The sequence below is a fragment of the Sphingobacterium hotanense genome (genome assembly GCF_008274825.1).
In the GTDB taxonomy this organism is placed as follows: domain Bacteria; phylum Bacteroidota; class Bacteroidia; order Sphingobacteriales; family Sphingobacteriaceae; genus Sphingobacterium; species Sphingobacterium hotanense.
Map to the genome: position 1 here is coordinate 151,958 of NZ_CP030848.1, position 16,722 is coordinate 168,679.

General features: G+C 45.4%; 11 protein-coding genes. 7 read left to right on the forward strand and 4 right to left on the reverse strand.

What is annotated here, in order from left to right; translation table 11 throughout:
• Positions 1 to 19 precede the first annotated feature (19 nt).
• Positions 20 to 1,168, reverse strand: a complete 1,149-nt coding sequence (locus tag DSM08_RS00700) for a FecR family protein (RefSeq protein ID WP_149524332.1) — start codon at positions 1,166 to 1,168, stop codon at positions 20 to 22.
• Between the two features lie 87 nt (positions 1,169 to 1,255).
• The gene (locus DSM08_RS00705; protein ID WP_149524333.1) at positions 1,256 to 1,843 is read right to left on the reverse strand and encodes an RNA polymerase sigma factor; all 588 of its coding nucleotides are present in this window, start codon (positions 1,841 to 1,843) and stop codon (positions 1,256 to 1,258) included.
• A gap of 416 nt (positions 1,844 to 2,259) precedes the next feature.
• Between DSM08_RS00705 and DSM08_RS00710 the strand changes: the two genes are divergently transcribed.
• From DSM08_RS00710 to DSM08_RS19335, 5 genes are all read left to right on the forward strand, one after another.
• Positions 2,260 to 3,363 carry a PAS domain-containing sensor histidine kinase gene (locus tag DSM08_RS00710; protein WP_149524334.1) on the forward strand — a complete coding sequence of 368 codons (1,104 nt, stop codon included), beginning with the start codon at positions 2,260 to 2,262 and terminating at the stop codon, positions 3,361 to 3,363.
• A 497-nt stretch (positions 3,364 to 3,860) separates the two neighbouring features.
• The gene (gene cphA / locus DSM08_RS00715) at positions 3,861 to 6,491 is read left to right on the forward strand and encodes a cyanophycin synthetase (RefSeq protein ID WP_149524335.1); all 2,631 of its coding nucleotides are present in this window, start codon (positions 3,861 to 3,863) and stop codon (positions 6,489 to 6,491) included.
• Positions 6,481 to 7,329 carry a cyanophycinase gene (locus DSM08_RS00720; RefSeq protein WP_149524336.1) on the forward strand — a complete coding sequence of 283 codons (849 nt, stop codon included), beginning with the start codon at positions 6,481 to 6,483 and terminating at the stop codon, positions 7,327 to 7,329. Before cphA ends, DSM08_RS00720 begins: the two co-directional genes overlap by 11 nt.
• A gap of 1 nt (position 7,330) precedes the next feature.
• Positions 7,331 to 7,744, forward strand: a complete 414-nt coding sequence (locus DSM08_RS19330; RefSeq protein ID WP_149524337.1) for an isoaspartyl peptidase/L-asparaginase — start codon at positions 7,331 to 7,333, stop codon at positions 7,742 to 7,744.
• A 74-nt stretch (positions 7,745 to 7,818) separates the two neighbouring features.
• Positions 7,819 to 8,331 carry an isoaspartyl peptidase/L-asparaginase gene (locus DSM08_RS19335; protein WP_262713920.1) on the forward strand — a complete coding sequence of 171 codons (513 nt, stop codon included), beginning with the start codon at positions 7,819 to 7,821 and terminating at the stop codon, positions 8,329 to 8,331.
• 370 nt (positions 8,332 to 8,701) lie between these two features.
• Here the strand turns inward: DSM08_RS19335 and DSM08_RS00735 are convergent, their stop codons facing one another.
• Positions 8,702 to 10,726: a hybrid sensor histidine kinase/response regulator gene (locus DSM08_RS00735; RefSeq protein ID WP_187773929.1), complete on the reverse strand. Its 2,025-nt coding sequence runs from the start codon at positions 10,724 to 10,726 to the stop codon at positions 8,702 to 8,704.
• Positions 10,727 to 11,433: 707 nt separating this feature from the next.
• On the opposite strand from DSM08_RS00735, the gene DSM08_RS19340 reads away from it, so the two are divergent.
• Positions 11,434 to 11,556 (forward strand): hypothetical protein, encoded by a 123-nt coding sequence (locus DSM08_RS19340; protein WP_262713911.1) that lies wholly within the window; start codon positions 11,434 to 11,436, stop codon positions 11,554 to 11,556.
• 376 nt (positions 11,557 to 11,932) lie between these two features.
• On the forward strand, positions 11,933 to 12,904 hold the full coding sequence (locus DSM08_RS00740; protein ID WP_149524340.1) for a toxin-antitoxin system YwqK family antitoxin: 972 nt from the start codon (positions 11,933 to 11,935) through the stop codon (positions 12,902 to 12,904).
• A gap of 1,502 nt (positions 12,905 to 14,406) precedes the next feature.
• Here the strand turns inward: DSM08_RS00740 and DSM08_RS00745 are convergent.
• The gene (locus tag DSM08_RS00745; RefSeq protein WP_246172379.1) at positions 14,407 to 16,548 is read right to left on the reverse strand and encodes a carboxy terminal-processing peptidase; all 2,142 of its coding nucleotides are present in this window, start codon (positions 16,546 to 16,548) and stop codon (positions 14,407 to 14,409) included.
• Positions 16,549 to 16,722: the final 174 nt, after the last annotated feature.

Genomic DNA, 16,722 nt, shown 5'->3' on the forward strand with positions numbered 1-16,722 from the left:
ATGTTGGCCAGTGGTTTCTTTATTTCACTTGCACCCTCCTCCCTTTGATTTCAAATTGATATCGACTGGCCTTTTGCAGGTAGCTCAGGACGTCCTGCAATGGACGATCCCGCGGAATCTCTGCGTAGAACCGTTCATCGGTATACCCTGGGGGGTAATCGACTTGGATATCGTACCATCGCTCGAGCTGGTCCATGATCTCGCTGAGCCATAGGTTGTTGAAGATGAACATGTTCTCGGTCCATCCGGTGATGTCATTAACGTTAACTCGTTGGACCGCAAATTCACCCTTCGATAAGGTTGCCTGTTGACCCGGTTTAAGAACGACAGACTTCGACCCTTGATTGGCAAGGACTTTTACTTTTCCTTCAACTAGCGTAGTTTTAGGTGCATTTTCCGCATAGCTGTTTACATTGAATTTAGTTCCCAGGACTATCAGCTGTTGCCCTTGGGTGTGGACGATAAAAGGTTGATCCTGCTGGTGGGTGACCTCGAAAAACGCTTCTCCCTGCAGTTCGACAACTCGATGCCCTTGGAATCTTCCGGGATACCGTAATTTTGAATCTGCATTTAACGACACTTTCGTTCCATCGGGAAGGGTAACTTGGTAAATGCTTCCCCGAGGTATTTCTAAGAGAATGTCCTGGGTCTGCGCATCGGCCAGTAGCCGCTCCTGGCCCGCGTAACGTGTTCCGCGTTGGTCGGTAATCAGCGCGCCGCTCTGCGTATCCAGATAATGGACGGAGCCGTCGGAAAGAGTGATGGTCGCGCGTTGTTTGCTAGAATAACCTTCTGCAAGTTCTGTTCTCAGGGCCGTCCTGTGTTGATACGCCAGAAATAAACCGGCTGAAAGCCCAATGAAGAGCAAAATAGCAGCCGCATATTTATAAAGAGCTGGGCTTAAACGAAAATGCTTTTGCGTGTTCATCCGAGGATCCTGTTCTAGCCTATTGTCAATGCGGCGCAAATGGAGCTCTAGCTGAAGTTCATCGACTGGCGGACGTTCAGCGCCGATGCTTTCCTGCAGCAAGTCCAGCCACTGCTGCTGCTTGTCCTGGTGACCCGCTAGATGCGTTAATAGTTCCTGATACTCGGATAAAGTGATGGTGTTTTTGGCTACTTTATTCAGCAGGAATCGGGCCCGAGTTTCGAAATCGATGTTCTCCATATAGTATAATACGTAGCCCACTGCAAAAGCAATAGCTCGACTTGAAAAAAAATAAAAAATGTTTGAAAACCTGTAAAACTACGGCCACTAGACCCCTTTAAGTAGCGCGCTGGAAAGCAGGACAATGAAGAGTACAGAATCTTTACTGTAGTTTTCGATGATAAAGCGATTCGCTTTACTGATGTGATCGTTCACGGCTGCCTTAGAAATATGGAGGCGTTTTGCGACCTCCTCATAAGAAAAGCCTTCGAATTTACAGAGACGGAAGACCAATTTGCGCTGGGGCGGGAGCATATCGATGGTTCGCATGAGTTCTTTGTCGCGCAGGATCTGCTCCTGAATGCGCTGCGGATATTGGTGTAATTCGATATGTTCCCAGAACCGTGCGGCCAGCACGCGATCTCGGGACGCACTGCGGTAATAATCATATACCAAATTGGAGGCAATTCGATAGAGGTAGGAACGAAAGGAACGCTCTACGTCGATCTTGCTTCTGTTTTCCCATACTCTTATAAACAGCTCTTGTAGAACCTCCTCGACCAGGTCCCATGATTTCAGCAGATGAAAGAGATTGGTAGCGAGCTTTTTCTTGTACCGGTCATAAAGAGCCTGGAAAGCAGACTTATCTCCCTGCGCCAATCGTGCAATAAGAGCAGTTTCCTCTTGATCTGTCATGTTTTTCAGTAGGTTTGCTTAGACTAGGGACCAAAATTAAAAAACAATATGGATATTTCAGAACTATAATGTGATCCTTGACCTGCTATGGAACCGCTCTTTGTGCGAGCAGGGCCGGGGGAGCCTGCTGTAGATTACAATAAACGATTTTAAAACCTGCAAGTCGGCAGTTTTGCTGGATCCGTTGCGACCTAATTTCGATTGCATACTGGCCATGCGTGAGCGATTCAGCAATAGGAAAACAAGAATGGATGTTTTGTGCCTTCGCTAGGGACCTTTGTCATTTTATCTGAAAAGGTCTTTTGAAAACAGCTGTTATCTACGTGTTTGGAGACGCCATAGGAGGAATATGGCTTTTCCCTGATAGTTAAATGTAGTAATTTAGCTACATTTAGCTGTTTAAAATCACTGTCCCTATGAAGAACTGCTCGCAAAGCAACCTCGTCCGATTTTTACGTCATTCTCCAGTCGCCACTGCGATTTATCAGGGGAGTGAGCTAAGGATAGCCTTTGCTAATGACGCGATGTTGGAGGTTTGGGGATCCGATCAGAAGATTATAGGAGGTTTATTCAGAGATGTATTTCCCGGCTTTGCCGAGGCTGGTTTTGCAGATGCTCTTGAGCGCGTATGGTGCTCGGGTAGGAGCCACATCGGCATCGGGGTTCCGGCACTCATCGGAAGCGTCGAAAAAGAGCTTCGATTCTTCGATTTCGAGTACAAGGCAGTTGTGGAAAATGGCCATACGGTAGCGATTTTGCATACGAGCGTCGATGTCACCAAGCGTATCGAGGCCTCAGAAAATGCGGCGCCGGGCGACAGCGACCCAAATGCTAAGGAGCAGCTGGAGGCGCTAGCCTATATGTTGAACCACGACGCCAAAAATCCGCTCGCTATTGCGAAAATGGCCGTGGACTTTATGCTGCGAAATCAGAACGACCAAGTGCAGGTGGATGCCAAATGGTTTCCTATCCTCAAGGATGCCCTGAAGAGCCTGGAGAACATTATCGATCAGACCTATCAGCTGAGCCAGACAACATCGTGCGAAACCCCCACGCAGACATTTTCGCTCAGCCAGGAGCTTCCCGAGTGGTGGAAGGAACTACGAAGACAACGTCCAAATGAACAAATGGAACTTGTTTTAGGTAAGTTGCTACCACTAAGGTCGCCCAGAGCGCGTGTTAAACAGGTATTTTACTCTTTGATGGACGTGTCGATAAAGAATTGCGCCGATATACGACCCTTGCAGCTCGAAATCTTTAGTGAGCCGGTGGGCCAATGGGTGGTCTACAGTTTCCAAGACAACCGAGGGAAACTTTCCCGAGAAGAGCTCGCTTTTTTTTCCAAAGAGTTTTCCGGAGGAACGCTCTCCAACGAGGCGCGTCGTTACGGACGGGGACTCTTTCAAACTAACCAGTTGATGAAAGCATTAGGCGGTAGGCTCTCCATCAGCAGCGAAGAGGGAAAGGGTGCGTGCGTCAGGTTATATTTCCCCAGGCTGATGAAGGATGCAGCCCGCTAACGGGTTGATCCGTTTGGATTAGCTCGGGCCAAATATCCATCGGGCACCTTTGCGCTTGTTGGGATAACCGTTGTAGTTGGCTCGTTAACTACTCCCACGAGGCCACACTATTTCCAACCGGTGGCATGTATGCTCGAGCAGCCCCTTTTTACCTAGTTGTAACTTTTCTTTGAACTTTCGTATGGGGTGTCGATTGTTGATACTAGTTTGTCTTAACCCGGTGAAATCTTCAGATTCCTTACCCTAGCAAGTTCTCGTAATAAAAGCATGAATTAATAGCTTCCAGTTGCTTTTGAAGACAAGGGCTTTTCGTTTCACTCTACTGATTTCGTGGTAAACTTGCATGAATTACTGAAAGGCTAGTGTGAGTGAAAAATACCTAATACGTGAAGGGTTAGCGCAAAACACGGATACATCGAGCCGTTTTTTTATTTTCTTTTTAAGTAGTTAGCTAATCATCAATCTTGCTTGAGAAATGTTCATGAGAAAAAGCTACTATGAAGATTATAGAAATCAAAGTTCTAAGTGGGCCGAATTTGTGGTCCGTTAATAGACCCAATCTTGTCCAAATGAAGCTGGATATCGAAGAGTTCGAAAGCCTTCCTAGCAATTTGATTGCCGGATTCAGTGAACGTCTTACCGCGCTCATCCCCTCCCTTTATTCGCACAGGTGCTCCGAAGGGAGCGAAGGAGGATTCCTGCGCAGGTTATCTGAGGGAACCTGGATGGGGCACATCATCGAGCACGTTGCCCTTGAACTACAGTGTTTAGCAGGCATGGAGTGCGGATTCGGACGCACGCGATCCACCGGGAAGATCGGTGAGTATTATGTGGTATTTTCTTATGAGCTTCCCCGCCCAGGTCTGGTTGCTGCAAAGAGCGCAGTCCAGTTGGTGGAAAGCTTAGCGAAAGCAGCCCCCTTTGACTTAGAGACCTGCCTCGCTGAACTTCGTGCAATTGCCGCTTTGGAGGGCTTAGGTCCGAGTACGCGCGCCATAGTCGAGTCCGCTAAGGCCAGAGATATTCCTTGGAGGCGCCTCGATGAGGGATCGTTCATTCAATTTGGATATGGGGCGCATTTGAGACGTATCCGCGCCACACTTGCCGATAGTACCAGTAATATTGCTGTAGAAGTAGTTCAGGATAAGTTTCTGGCCAAGAAAATATTGCAGGAGCACTGTTTGCCTGTTCCGCCCGGGTTGGTCGTGGAGGACTCCGCTCAGCTAGGTGCGACAATCAACGAGCTCGGATACCCTTTGGTGATGAAACCCGTGGACGGTAACCACGGGCGGGGTGTCACTACCAATATATGCGACAGGAAATCTGCTGAGCTCGCATTTAAAAAGGCGCGCAGACATGCTGATGAGGTGCTCGTTGAGCGATTTATCAGAGGGGAAGACTACAGACTGTTGTTGATTAATTACAAGCTCGTGGCGGCTGCTAGACGCATCCCTGCCCATATCGTGGGGGATGGTGCGGCAACGATACAGCAACTCATTGACCGGGAGAATGTTAACCCCAATAGAGGGGAAGGACACGAAAAGACTTTAACAAAAATAGAGGTTGACGAACATACCCTGCACATATTAGAGGAGAACTCGCTAACCCTGACGACGATCTTACCCTTTGGAACCAAGCTGTTCCTGAAAGATTCTGCAAACCTTTCCACGGGTGGCACATCGGAAGACGTCACCGATATAGTTCCACCTGAGACCAAGTTCATGGCAGAGCGTGCCGCCCGGATACTGGGGCTCGATATCTGTGGGATCGACCTGATCGCAACTGATATTACCCGTCCCTTAGCAGAACAAGATGCCGCAATCCTTGAAATCAATGCGGCGCCAGGCTTTCGGATGCATACGGCCCCCTCCAGTGGGCGAGCGCGCAAGGTCGGCGAGCAGGTCATCGACATGCTATTTCCTGATGCTTCTAAAGCGAGGATACCAATTGTCGCTGTCACAGGAACCAACGGTAAAACGTCAACGGTCCGGCTAATTTCCCATATCGCACAGCTCCAAGGGAACAAGGTGGGCTGTACCACAACAGAGGGTATATACGTCGATGGTCATTGCGTTGCAACGGGAGACTGCAGTGGTCCCAAAAGTGCAAGAATGGTTCTGAGTGACCCCTTAGTAGATTTCGCCATCCTAGAATGTGCTCGCGGAGGCATCCTGAGAGAAGGCCTTGGATTCGACCGATGTGACGTCAGTGTGATTACCAATATTACTGAAGATCATCTCGGCCTTGACGGCGTGGATGATCTGGCTATGCTAGCACGCGTGAAAGGTACGGTGGCAGAAGCGACAAAAAACACCGGCTTCGCGGTGTTAAATGCAGAGGACGAAATGGTTCTAGGGATGGCAGGCACTCTCCAATGCAAGGTTGCTTACTTTGCTCTGCAACCAGATAATCCTGTTTTGCAAAAGCACTTCCAAGCAGGGGGAGCAGTCGCATACATCAAAGATGGGTGGCTCGTATCGGGCTGGCAGGGAAAGATCGAATCGATAATAAAGGTCGGATGCATTCCTGTTACCATGGGCGGAAAATACGAATGTATGTTGCAGAACTGCCTAGCGGCGTCGATCGCGGCCAAGGCGTCCGGTATAAGCTCAACAGCGATACGCAAGGGCTTGCGGACTTTTTTACCCAATGTGGAAATGAATTTAGGAAGAATGAATACATTCTTTTTGGGCACAGCAAGAATTATTGTCGATTATGCCCATAACGCACATGGCTTCACGGAGCTCGGAAAGTATCTTAATAAGCTGGTTTCCAGTCAAAAGATTGCCATAATTACCGCTGCTGGAGACCGAAGAGAGAAGGACATTATAGCGATGGGGAAAATCTGCGCTGGTATTTTCGATCGGTTGATCATCCGCCACGATGCGGACACGCGTGGACGAAGCCGTGAGGAGATTACCAGCTTGCTACTCCAGGGCATACGAGAGGTCAAACCTCTGGCATCGGTTCCTGTAATTTCCGCGGAGGATGAGGCCATAAAATATGCCATGGATTCGCTGGCTTCGGGGGGGATTTTGGTCGTCTGCAGCGATGACAGTCGCCGGACATTGGATCTAGTTTCCAGAGAAGTAGAATTGAGAACTCTAAATAAGAACTATGGAACCTAAGGGAAAATTATTGTTAATCGGCGGGGCGGAAGAACGCGATGGAAAGCTGGCCGCTGAGCAGACTCTCTCGGATAAGAAATTCGAGGTGTTGAGCCATTTACTACCCTCTTCAAAGACCCAAGGAAGGATCGAAGTGGTTACCTGCGCATCGCAGGTACCCCGCGAAATTTCAGGTACCTATCAGCGGACATTCGATAGGATCGGATTTTCGAATGTAGGATTTCTGCACGCAGATAACCGGCGGGGCGCCGCCCACAAGGAATGGGCAAAAAGACTTGAACAGGCCGATACCGTCTTCCTGACTGGCGGAGATCAAGCGAAATTAGCAACCGTACTGGGCGGTAGCCAAGCCTGGGATACCATTGAGCAAAAGTATAAACAGGAGAAAGGGTTTGTCGTTGCAGGAACCAGCGCAGGAGCGATGGTGTTATCCTCTACCATGATTTTAGGAGGCGGTACGGGTGAGAGTTTATTGAGTCAAGAATTAAAACTAGGTCCGGGTTTAGGTCTGCTAGATCATTGTGTTGTGGACACCCACTTTGTGCGAAGGGGTCGGTTCGCAAGATTAGCACATGCCTTGCTACTCAACCCGCGATATTTAGGGGTCGGCTTGGGCGAAGATTCTGCATTGCTGATCGAGCAAGGCTATCGAGCAACTTGTTTAGGCACTGGTATGGTGGTACTAATGGATGCATCCAAGGTTTCAGACACTAATATTACGGAAGTGGATGACCAGGAAGCAATTTTTGCTATCGGACTTAGAGGGAGTCTATTGATCAAAGGCTGCCGTATCGATCTCAATGATCGAAGTTTAGAATGCATTACCGAAAAAAAATGATATGAAAGCTAGAAAAATCTCTCTTGTCATACATGGCGGCGCCGGTCCGGACAATGAATTTATACGCTCCCATAGGGAAGCATACCTAGATTCGCTGTGTTCAATCTTTCGTTGCGGCTATGGCGCCCTGGAGGAAGAGCGCAGTGCACTCTACGTAGTCGAGCATGTTGTGGCTATGCTTGAGGATAATCCGCTTTTTAATGCAGGCCATGGAGCAGCATTAAATGCAAAAGGAGACATAGAGATGGATGCCTCTATCATGGATGGGCGCACACGGACTTCGGGTGCTGTCTGTGGCTTATCCTTAGTTCGCAATCCAATCAAAGCTGCAGAACTTATCAGACAGAAAACAGATGTTCTTTTAGTGGCCGGAGCCAGCGCGGACGCGCTCGCCGAGAAACTGGAGCTTCGGTAGAGGAGAAAACCTACTTTTTTACTCCGCATCGGCTAAAAGAATGGGAAGCTTTACCTTTAAATCAATTAGATCCGATAGCACTAGGGAATCGCGGCACGGTAGGAGCTGTTGCTCTGGATATCGGTGGAAATTTGGCGGCAGGGACCTCGACCGGCGGCATTACCGGTAAACTACCCGGCCGAGTAAGCGATAGCTGTATCATTGGCGCAGGTTGTTATGCAGCGAATCAAAGTTGCGCGGTATCCTGCACGGGTGACGGAGAGATCATGATGCGGGAGTTTTCCGCATTGAGCATTTCTCAGGCTTGCTGCCATGCTCAGTATTCGCTTCAAATGAATTGTGAAGCCGCGGTATATCGAGCGCGAGAGAAAAGCGGTGATATAGGTGTGATTGCGCTCAACCAAAAGGGAGAAACGGGAATCGCGTTCAACAGTGAGCGAATGATGAGAGCATGGAGCGATGCCTCTGGAAATGTCATAGCAGAGATTTATTGGATGTCTAAATCCCTTTTGTTTTCAATCATAGATATGAAAGTAGCTGTGGACGCAGTCCAACAATTCGATCTAATCCAAGGGAGCCGTGTTTAAAACCTGTACAAAGGAATTCATCGCCAGGGACAGTCAGCACGATAAATAGCAAAGCCAACCATAGGGCTGATTGGCTTTTGCTTGACAATCCCAATAGGGAAGGAGGGCAAACTGTACTAATATAGGAAAACGAACCGAAAAAATGCAAATCTCTAAAAGAGAATTGGTATACCTAAATACACGATAACTAGACCTGCTATGGAGAATCAACTTTAGCGAATCTTCCCCAAACATCTAACGTTGATCGCTGCTTGTACTAAGTTGATATTCCATACTCCAAAGGGTGGCCGTGACGTACAACGCCCGATTCCAGGGCTTAAGATTTCTGTGTTGTTCGTGTTCTTATAGTCTCCCCAGTACATAGCGGCCCTTATGAGCCGAGGGCTTTTAAGATTTTACAGACGACCTCCTGTTCATCGAGTGGTTTGCTCAATATATCGTCAAACAGATCCCCCGGGTCCCTAAGTTGAGCCAGTTCGATGGCAAGATCGTCTGCCGTGAAGGCCAGTACAGGAATATTGGACAAATGGGGATGAGTGCGTACGAACTGAAGGATGTCCCAGCCATTGGTTTCTGGCATATGGAGGTCCGTAATGATTAAATCAATTTTTTCGGTTCTTATAAAGTCCAATGCTTTTTTTCCATTCTCAAAGGAATAAACATGTGGAAAATCTTTAAAGAAATGTTGCAGGTATATTAGGTTAATCCTATTGTCTTCAATTAGCACTATGCGCATATTTTGGGGCAGGTCGCTTCGCTGCCGCTTCTTTGTATTTTCGAGGGACTGCCGGGACTTCTCAACGGGAACCCTCAAGGTAAACGTGGAGCCCTTTCCAAGTGTGCTGGCTAAGCTAAGGCTACCTTGAAGCTGCTGGGTTAAAAGTTTGGAGATATACAAGCCTAGTCCGAAGCCATTTTTGCTGTTTTTGGCCTCGGTGGTATAATACTGCCGAAATACATCACGTTGCTGTGCTGCAGCGATACCGACCCCCGTATCCGCTACCTTGATGATTAACTCTTGCCGTCGGTTGCGTTCTGCCCAGATGCAAGAGAGCGAGACGGTTCCTGTCGGCGTATATTTTATGGCATTGGTTAACAGATTAGAGATAATTTGCTTGATTCGAAAAGCACTGCTATAAATTTCAAGGTCTGCAGGGACATTCAGATGTTCAAGGATTCGTAGGCCTTTCTTTTCTGCATGGTAGGCGTGTAGCAGGATCAGGTCCTGCAGCAGAAAGCGGGGTGAGAAATAATCATACTTCACGCTAAGTGCGCCTATTTCCATTTTGCTAAGGTTCAAGATATCGGTAACCGTGCTATTGATCATGGTAATTTCATACGATATGGCGTCTAGAAACTGGGGCTCAATGTGTTGGTCTACCCCTTCTTTTTTGAGAATATCGACCACGCCGATCAGTGATTCCAACGGTGCGCGTACCTCATGGCTGACACTGGCCAGCACGCTGGTTTTCTCTTCGGCCAACCTGCTGGTATGCTCTTTTTCAAAATTTAGCTTTCGTTCATACTGTCCGGCATTGTGTTGGTAGAAGAGAATGAATATAATCATGAAAAACATAATAATGAGCGCTGTGAGAAGATGGCTCCCGAAGATTCTCGCATTTTCTTCATGTAGCGCAAGATTCAGCTGTTCAGCGTGTTGCAGGTTGCTGCGCTCCAGGGCGATGATGTTATCGAAGCCCTCTTTGAGATTCTTCAAAAGCGTGTAGTTCGCTTGGATAAGCTCCCGCTCTTTCTGTCGCAGTGAGGAATAATCGCGTTGAAGCTGCACGATTTTGCGATCGTATGCACGATGTTTTTGGACGATGATCTTCTGCAGATTACTAAAGATGACCTCAAGCTGGTTGTTCCATACTTGTTCGTATTTATTTTGGAAAATTAGGGTGTCGTTTTTCGCTTTAAAGATTCTTTGAATCAGATTCCCTTTCTTCTGGACTAATGTGTCGGCACGAAGGTTAAGGAGTATGGTATCACGGAGCGTTCGGCTCAGGGTGGTGTCGGGGTCCAAAGAAACCGTCGGATCCATCCCGATGTCCTCCCTAGTGAGCAAAACAGGTAGGGAGTCCTGGGCGAAATAAATAAGCTCATTGACGTTCCTTTTCAAGGAAGCATATTCTCTTGCGAGATAATTTTTCTGTTTGATAGCTGCTGGTCCGGACTTCAGTGGCGCGTTCGGGATTGGTAGATGCAAAAGGGAATCGATGTCGTGGCTTATGGTGTCCAGCTTCGAGGTATACTCCCTGTATACACTATCGTTAAAATCAATGGTGTAAAGACGGAACAGGTTATCCGCCTCGCCATAGGTGGAGAACAGCCGGTACAGTGCCGATGATTTAGATTGGCCCGCGGTATATGCGGCATTTAACTGGTCTTTCACCTGTCGGTATTTTCGATATTGATAGATAAATACCGTACTTAGATAGATGAAAGACAGTAGTGTCGCGCCAATGAGGACCTTTCGCAAGAAAAAGGGCCTTTGGGTGTTATTCAACAAGCTCGGCATAGCTAAGTCTCGGTTAGTTAGTAATCAGCCGAATGACCGTTCTGGAGGACATTCGCTATAAAAGTATCAATTTGAAAATTAAAACACGATAAAAATGCGAAATCTATGCGCTGAACCGAAGGTTAGGATAAGGTTCACATTTTCTCAGGCGTTTCAGAATGGACGTGGGCAAGCCGGCAGGAAGTACGTTGAGCGCCCTTTTCTCGATAGACGACCAGCTAGCGAGGATCTTTATTATACCCTTCAACACCCAGCCATGTGATCTAGTACAACGGTAGCAAATAAAAAAAGGGAGGTTGGTCGAGGCGTGTAAAAAGCAGCTACTCATGGGGACGATGTTCCACTTAGACTAGATTCCTGAAAATGACAATTGAATAGGGGACAGCAAGCGGAGAATATAGTTCTTTGCTATCCAATGTTTGTTATCCGCAGGCGGGTGCTGAGAAGGAGTCTGGCGATCATCTTCTGTATTTCTTGATGTGCAAATCATATGACCCGAGCGTTAAAATTGATATGGGGAGAATGGTACCTCAAGACCCGGTTGCGTTCATCCTATGTTACTGCAAATCTTAAATGTATCAATGAACAGACAAATGATCGAGAATTGGACACAGGATCCTCAATCGTTGAAGCTTCGCAAGAAAGGAACTGGCGTAAACTCGGTCAACTATCGCATCTTTGGTCGAAAAGGTAAGGATTTCTAAACTAGTTCGGCCTTCCGCCGCGTGTTTTGTAGCTTTTTGTAGGCAAGTTTACTCGATTTACAACCAACATCCTTCAAAAGACACAAAAAAAGTGCTTTGATAACAACATCAGTCACCGATTAATAATGGATTTTTAAAGCACCGTTTACTGGCCATTACAAAAACGGAATGTTTTTTTTTGTCCTAAATCACCTTCAGACTCCCACACCTTCGAATATACTGTAGCGGTATTTGCGCCCAATACATCATTTATACCTAAACGTAGGTATTTCCGAACAAAAATATTTGCTCTAATTTTGATTTTATAGACTTGCTACAACAGGTTAACAAACCGTATAAATGGCCGGTCGCGCAAATAAATGTTAAAGCACATCTTATGAAAATAAAAGCAATTCTACTAGGGTCATTGTGGCTGTTGACGCTCGTATCCATTGCTCAAATTAAAGAGTTTGAGGAATATTACGACAATGGTCAGATAAAAACGTCGGGCTTTAAAGCACCAGATGGAGAAAATACGGGGAAGTGGACTCATTACTATGAAAATGGGAACCCATATATCATTCGAAGCTTTGTAAATGGGAAGATTGAAGGAGAAGCATATACCTATTTCGAGAATGGAAATTTAAAGTCCATCGTTAATATGAAAAATGGTGAAATGGAGGGGCAGGTAAAAACAAATTATGAAAATGGTAAACTGAAATCGGTTACTCATATGAGAGGCGGGAAAATGCAGGGAGAAGGAAGGCTGTATACGGAAAATGGTAAATTGAAAGCGATAACCCATTATTTAGATGATATGCAACACGGTGAGCTGAAAACTTATCACCCAAATGGCAATGTAGAGTGGGTCATGCAATATGTTAATAATCTAATCGAGGGCGAGGCAAAGCTTTATTTTGAAACCGGCGAATTGAGAAGTATAGAAAAGTATGTGGGGAGCAAATTGGAAGGTGATCCTTTGGTTTACTTCAAAAATGGGATGCCAGATACAAGACGCGTACAGTTACGAGAGCTATTAGTGAAATACTTGATGCCCAGTAAGGATATCAATGAAATAACAGAAATTGTAGTAACTGAATGTGAGATTTCAATTTTCCACAAAATGACTGGAGAAACTGATGAGCATATAATTAAATTCCCAACCGCCGCGTTAAAATTGGAAGATCATGGCGAAATTGAGTATTCTTCGGACGAGGTAATCTATTATAGGTTGCGTGATGGTGAATATTATATTTCATCAGCAATGAAGTCAACACGCCCCTGGTTCAGCGTGAAACCCGGTGGAAGAGAAAAGGTTGAAGAACTGATGAGAAGCCTCAGTAGAGATTGTAGCCCATTTTCATTGTAATGAGGGGGCATCATTTCCATTCCAGAGGCGTCAATTATTACTGATTTGTTATTAATACGAATGAATCGCTTGCAAACATTTCGTTTTAACGGAACACATAGGTTGACAAATTTTGTGCTTGTAAGAACCTCCCCTACACTAACAATAATTACCCGCTTAGAGCTGGTAAGTTGCTAATGGCTTGCGGTCGAACGAAAAATTATGTCTCAACAATATAATAGTCATTTATGCATCAGTGTTGGCATAAGCACTTAATCAATGACATGGATTGCTCTTTTACGAATATGTCACTGCCGTGGAGGTTTTTTAAGGCAAAGTTTCCCTTTCATTAATTAAGTTGAAATCAACATTGACCCCTGCACAGGATATGGCGCAATAGACCTCGCCGATACAGGAATATTTTTTATATCTGATTTTTTTTCACGATTCCAGCGTTTGAAAGGCTGCGTTATTAGAAGGAAGAACAGTAAAAAAGCTGGTTCTATACGCCTCCGCAGATAATTCAGTACGTGCTTCTTCACTTTTAAAAGTTTAGAAATTAGCATTCAAATTAACGATTTTCGCTGATTATTATAGTGCTCTCAGTTGTCACCGTATTATCGTCAGAGCAACTTGCAATAAAGTTACACCTGCGACCAGTAATAATGCTGTTTGATTAAGTTTTGTTAGTGCTGGGTTATAGGTAAGATAATAAAAGTCGGTTTTTATAATGGTATAATTTTATACCAAATAATGGCATTTAATTAGACCGGCAGTGAAATTTTATTTTTTTTGTATAAAAATATACCAAATTACGGTTTGTGCTCTTCTTTAAAATGCTTATTGGGAATAATGCGTAGTATCATACTATTCAAGTTTTAAGTTCCCTTTCGCTATCGACTTCATTTTAGTTTTGTTAATCTAATTCCACGTAATGAAATGGAGACATTATTTTCTAATGGAGATGAAATATCGAAATCTTTACGTAAAAAACAGCACCAGTTTTTTTGAAAGTTAACTAAGATTGTTTGATGAGGATTCATTTCATAATATTTAAATTTCAAGGGGAAAAGGAGGATAGAAGACGTTAAGGATGATGAACAATCCTCCTAAACGATTCGCTATAAATCGTTAAAGATACTGTCAACGCGAACATTAAGTTAATTGATAGCGGAACGATAAAACAAAATTTGATTTATGGAATAGTGGTTCGGAATGGAGACGTTTTGTTGATAAAAATGCTGAAGAAAAAAATAATATGCGCCGTGTTGAATCTTATTTTTTTTCAACGTTGTTTTATTAATGCGGATCGGGCGATGTCAGGATAATTTCCAGTGTTAGCTGATGCACGCTTTTTCTCTGCAGCCCGTTTTGGGATTCCAGTTTGTTGCCGAGTGATGTGAGTGTATGCGATGTCAGCACGGGGACGACTACTTTTGTTAACTTAAAAAAGCCCATGGAACTGGTGGATCCATAGGCTTTTGTGGGACCTGGCCTGTTGCCGGTCTACTTTATTTCTCTATTTATTTTTTTAGGCGTATATAGTCCGTCATAACATTCGCGCTTTCCTCCAATACAAAATCATAATCGAATTTCGGCTGCGGCTGTCCCTCTTTCCAGAGAGGCAACCCTAGGAATGCCAACTGTTTGTTGATACGGTCCCGATTTTTCAATCTGCTTTTCTCGCGTTCAGCTTTCAATTTTGATTCGTTCAAGCTGACCGAAGGAATAGAGTCAACTTTGTTAAATTCTTCGATATCTTCCAATAAGAACGTATAAGCTGGCGATTTCTCCATTCTTTTCTTGTGGATCGTGTTCAGCGTTGAATTGACTGCTGTAAGATCCGTAATCTTTGGAAAGGTCGACGGTTTTATTTGATCCCATGGAAGAGCGGATGGTTCGGAGCTTTCTCCGAATTTCTCTGCCGAATATTGGGTAGGGAACGTAATATCCGCCGCAACCCCTTTATGCTGGGTACTGCTGCCTGTAACGCGGTAAAATTTGCCCATCGTGATATTGATCTGTCCGAATTCTGGCGCGCCGTTGGGAGTATCTGCATCTTTTTCCCCGGAGGCTTTGATCAACAATTTATTGGTAGCGCTGATAAACCTTGACATGTCTACAGCATTTTGAACGGTTCCTTTACCATAGGATGTGGATCCCAAGATAATGCCGCGGCCATAATCCTGAATGGCGCCGGCGAAAATTTCGGACGCTGAGGCCGAAAAGCGGTTAATAATGACTCCAAACGGCCCATCCCAGGAAACGCCTGATTCTTGGTCGCTGTCGATCTGGACACGATTTCTGGTGTCACGTACCTGGACAACAGGCCCCTTATCGATAAATAGCCCTGTAAGCTCAATTGCCTCCTGTAACGATCCTCCGCCGTTATGACGAAGGTCCATCAATACAGCATCCACGCCATCACGTTTTAAGCTGTCCAGTAGCAGTCGCACGTCTCGTGTGGTACTCTTATAATTTTGGTCGCCCCGGCGCACGGCATCAAAATCGATATAGAATTTCGGAAGGTTGATGATCCCAATACGGTAATTTTTACCATCTTCTCCCTTGACTGTTTTGATTTCGCGCTTCGCGGATTCTTCTTCCAACACGATTTTCTCGCGGGTAAGTTTTACGATTTTAGGGGCCGCAGAGAGCGCTGCGCCCGCGGGTAGTATTTTTAAGCGTACAACAGTACCTTTCTTTCCTTTGATTTTTGCCACGGCAGCATCCAAGCGCCATCCGATGATGTCCTCGAATTCCCCGTCGCCTTGAGCAACTCCGACGATACGGTCGTTAATCTGTAAGGTTTTGTCTTTAAAGGCAGGCCCTCCAGCGATAATCATCTTAATGGTCACCATTTCATTTTCCATTTGGAGTTGGGCGCCGATTCCTTCCAATGTGTTAGACATGCTCTCGTTGAAGGCCTGTGCAAAGGAAGGGTTATAGTAATTGGTATGCGGATCTACCGCGCTGGTAAAAGCCGTCATGATCAGTTGAAAAGCGTCATTGGCATTCGCTTTAGAAGCTTGTGAAATCAGGTTCTTATAGCGGCTGCGAAGCGTTTCTTTGTTCTTTTCTGGATCGTATTTTGCAGAATCACCCGTGCTCAGTTTCAGGTTCAAAAGATCATATTTTACCCGCTTTCTCCATTGCTCCTGAAGCTCAGCCTCTGAGGTCAACCAAGGGAGTTTCTCGCGGAAACTGCTGTACTCCTCTTCCGCCGTAAAATCGTGTTGTTGGTCAACTTGCTGCAGGGCGTAATTCAGGCATTGCAGATAGCGATCGGAGTATTTGTTGAACATATAAAAGGCACTCGAAAGATCGCCCGCTTTGAAGTCCTGTGCGAAACTCTCCTTAAATTGCTGAAAATCTTCGATATCGGTTTGTAATAAGTAGTTCCTTCCCTGGTCTAAGCCTTCTACTAAATTATTGTAGATGATGTTCGAGATTGAATCGTTCATCGGAACGCGTTTATAGCTGAAATTCTCCAACAAATTGGCAACTTCCTTGACGATGATGCCGTGCTGTGTAGTTGGTTTAAGCTGTAGGCTCCCTTGCGACAAGTCTACACGAGGCTTAGCCCCGCAGGCGACGATAGAGATTAGAGAAAGACCTAAGATGAGATTTCTTAACATATAGATGGTTTTCTTAATATTGTTCATTTTTTTATTAGTGCCGTTATCACCTCACTAATGGAACGCTCTCAGAGCAATCCTAGCGGATAAATTTAGTCAAAATTTGAATCAAAGATGGAAGGGCTTCCGTAAAATTATCATTTCAATACTCAATTATCGTCCCACTGTTTTCATTCTTAACACTTTTTAAGAAAATAGGTT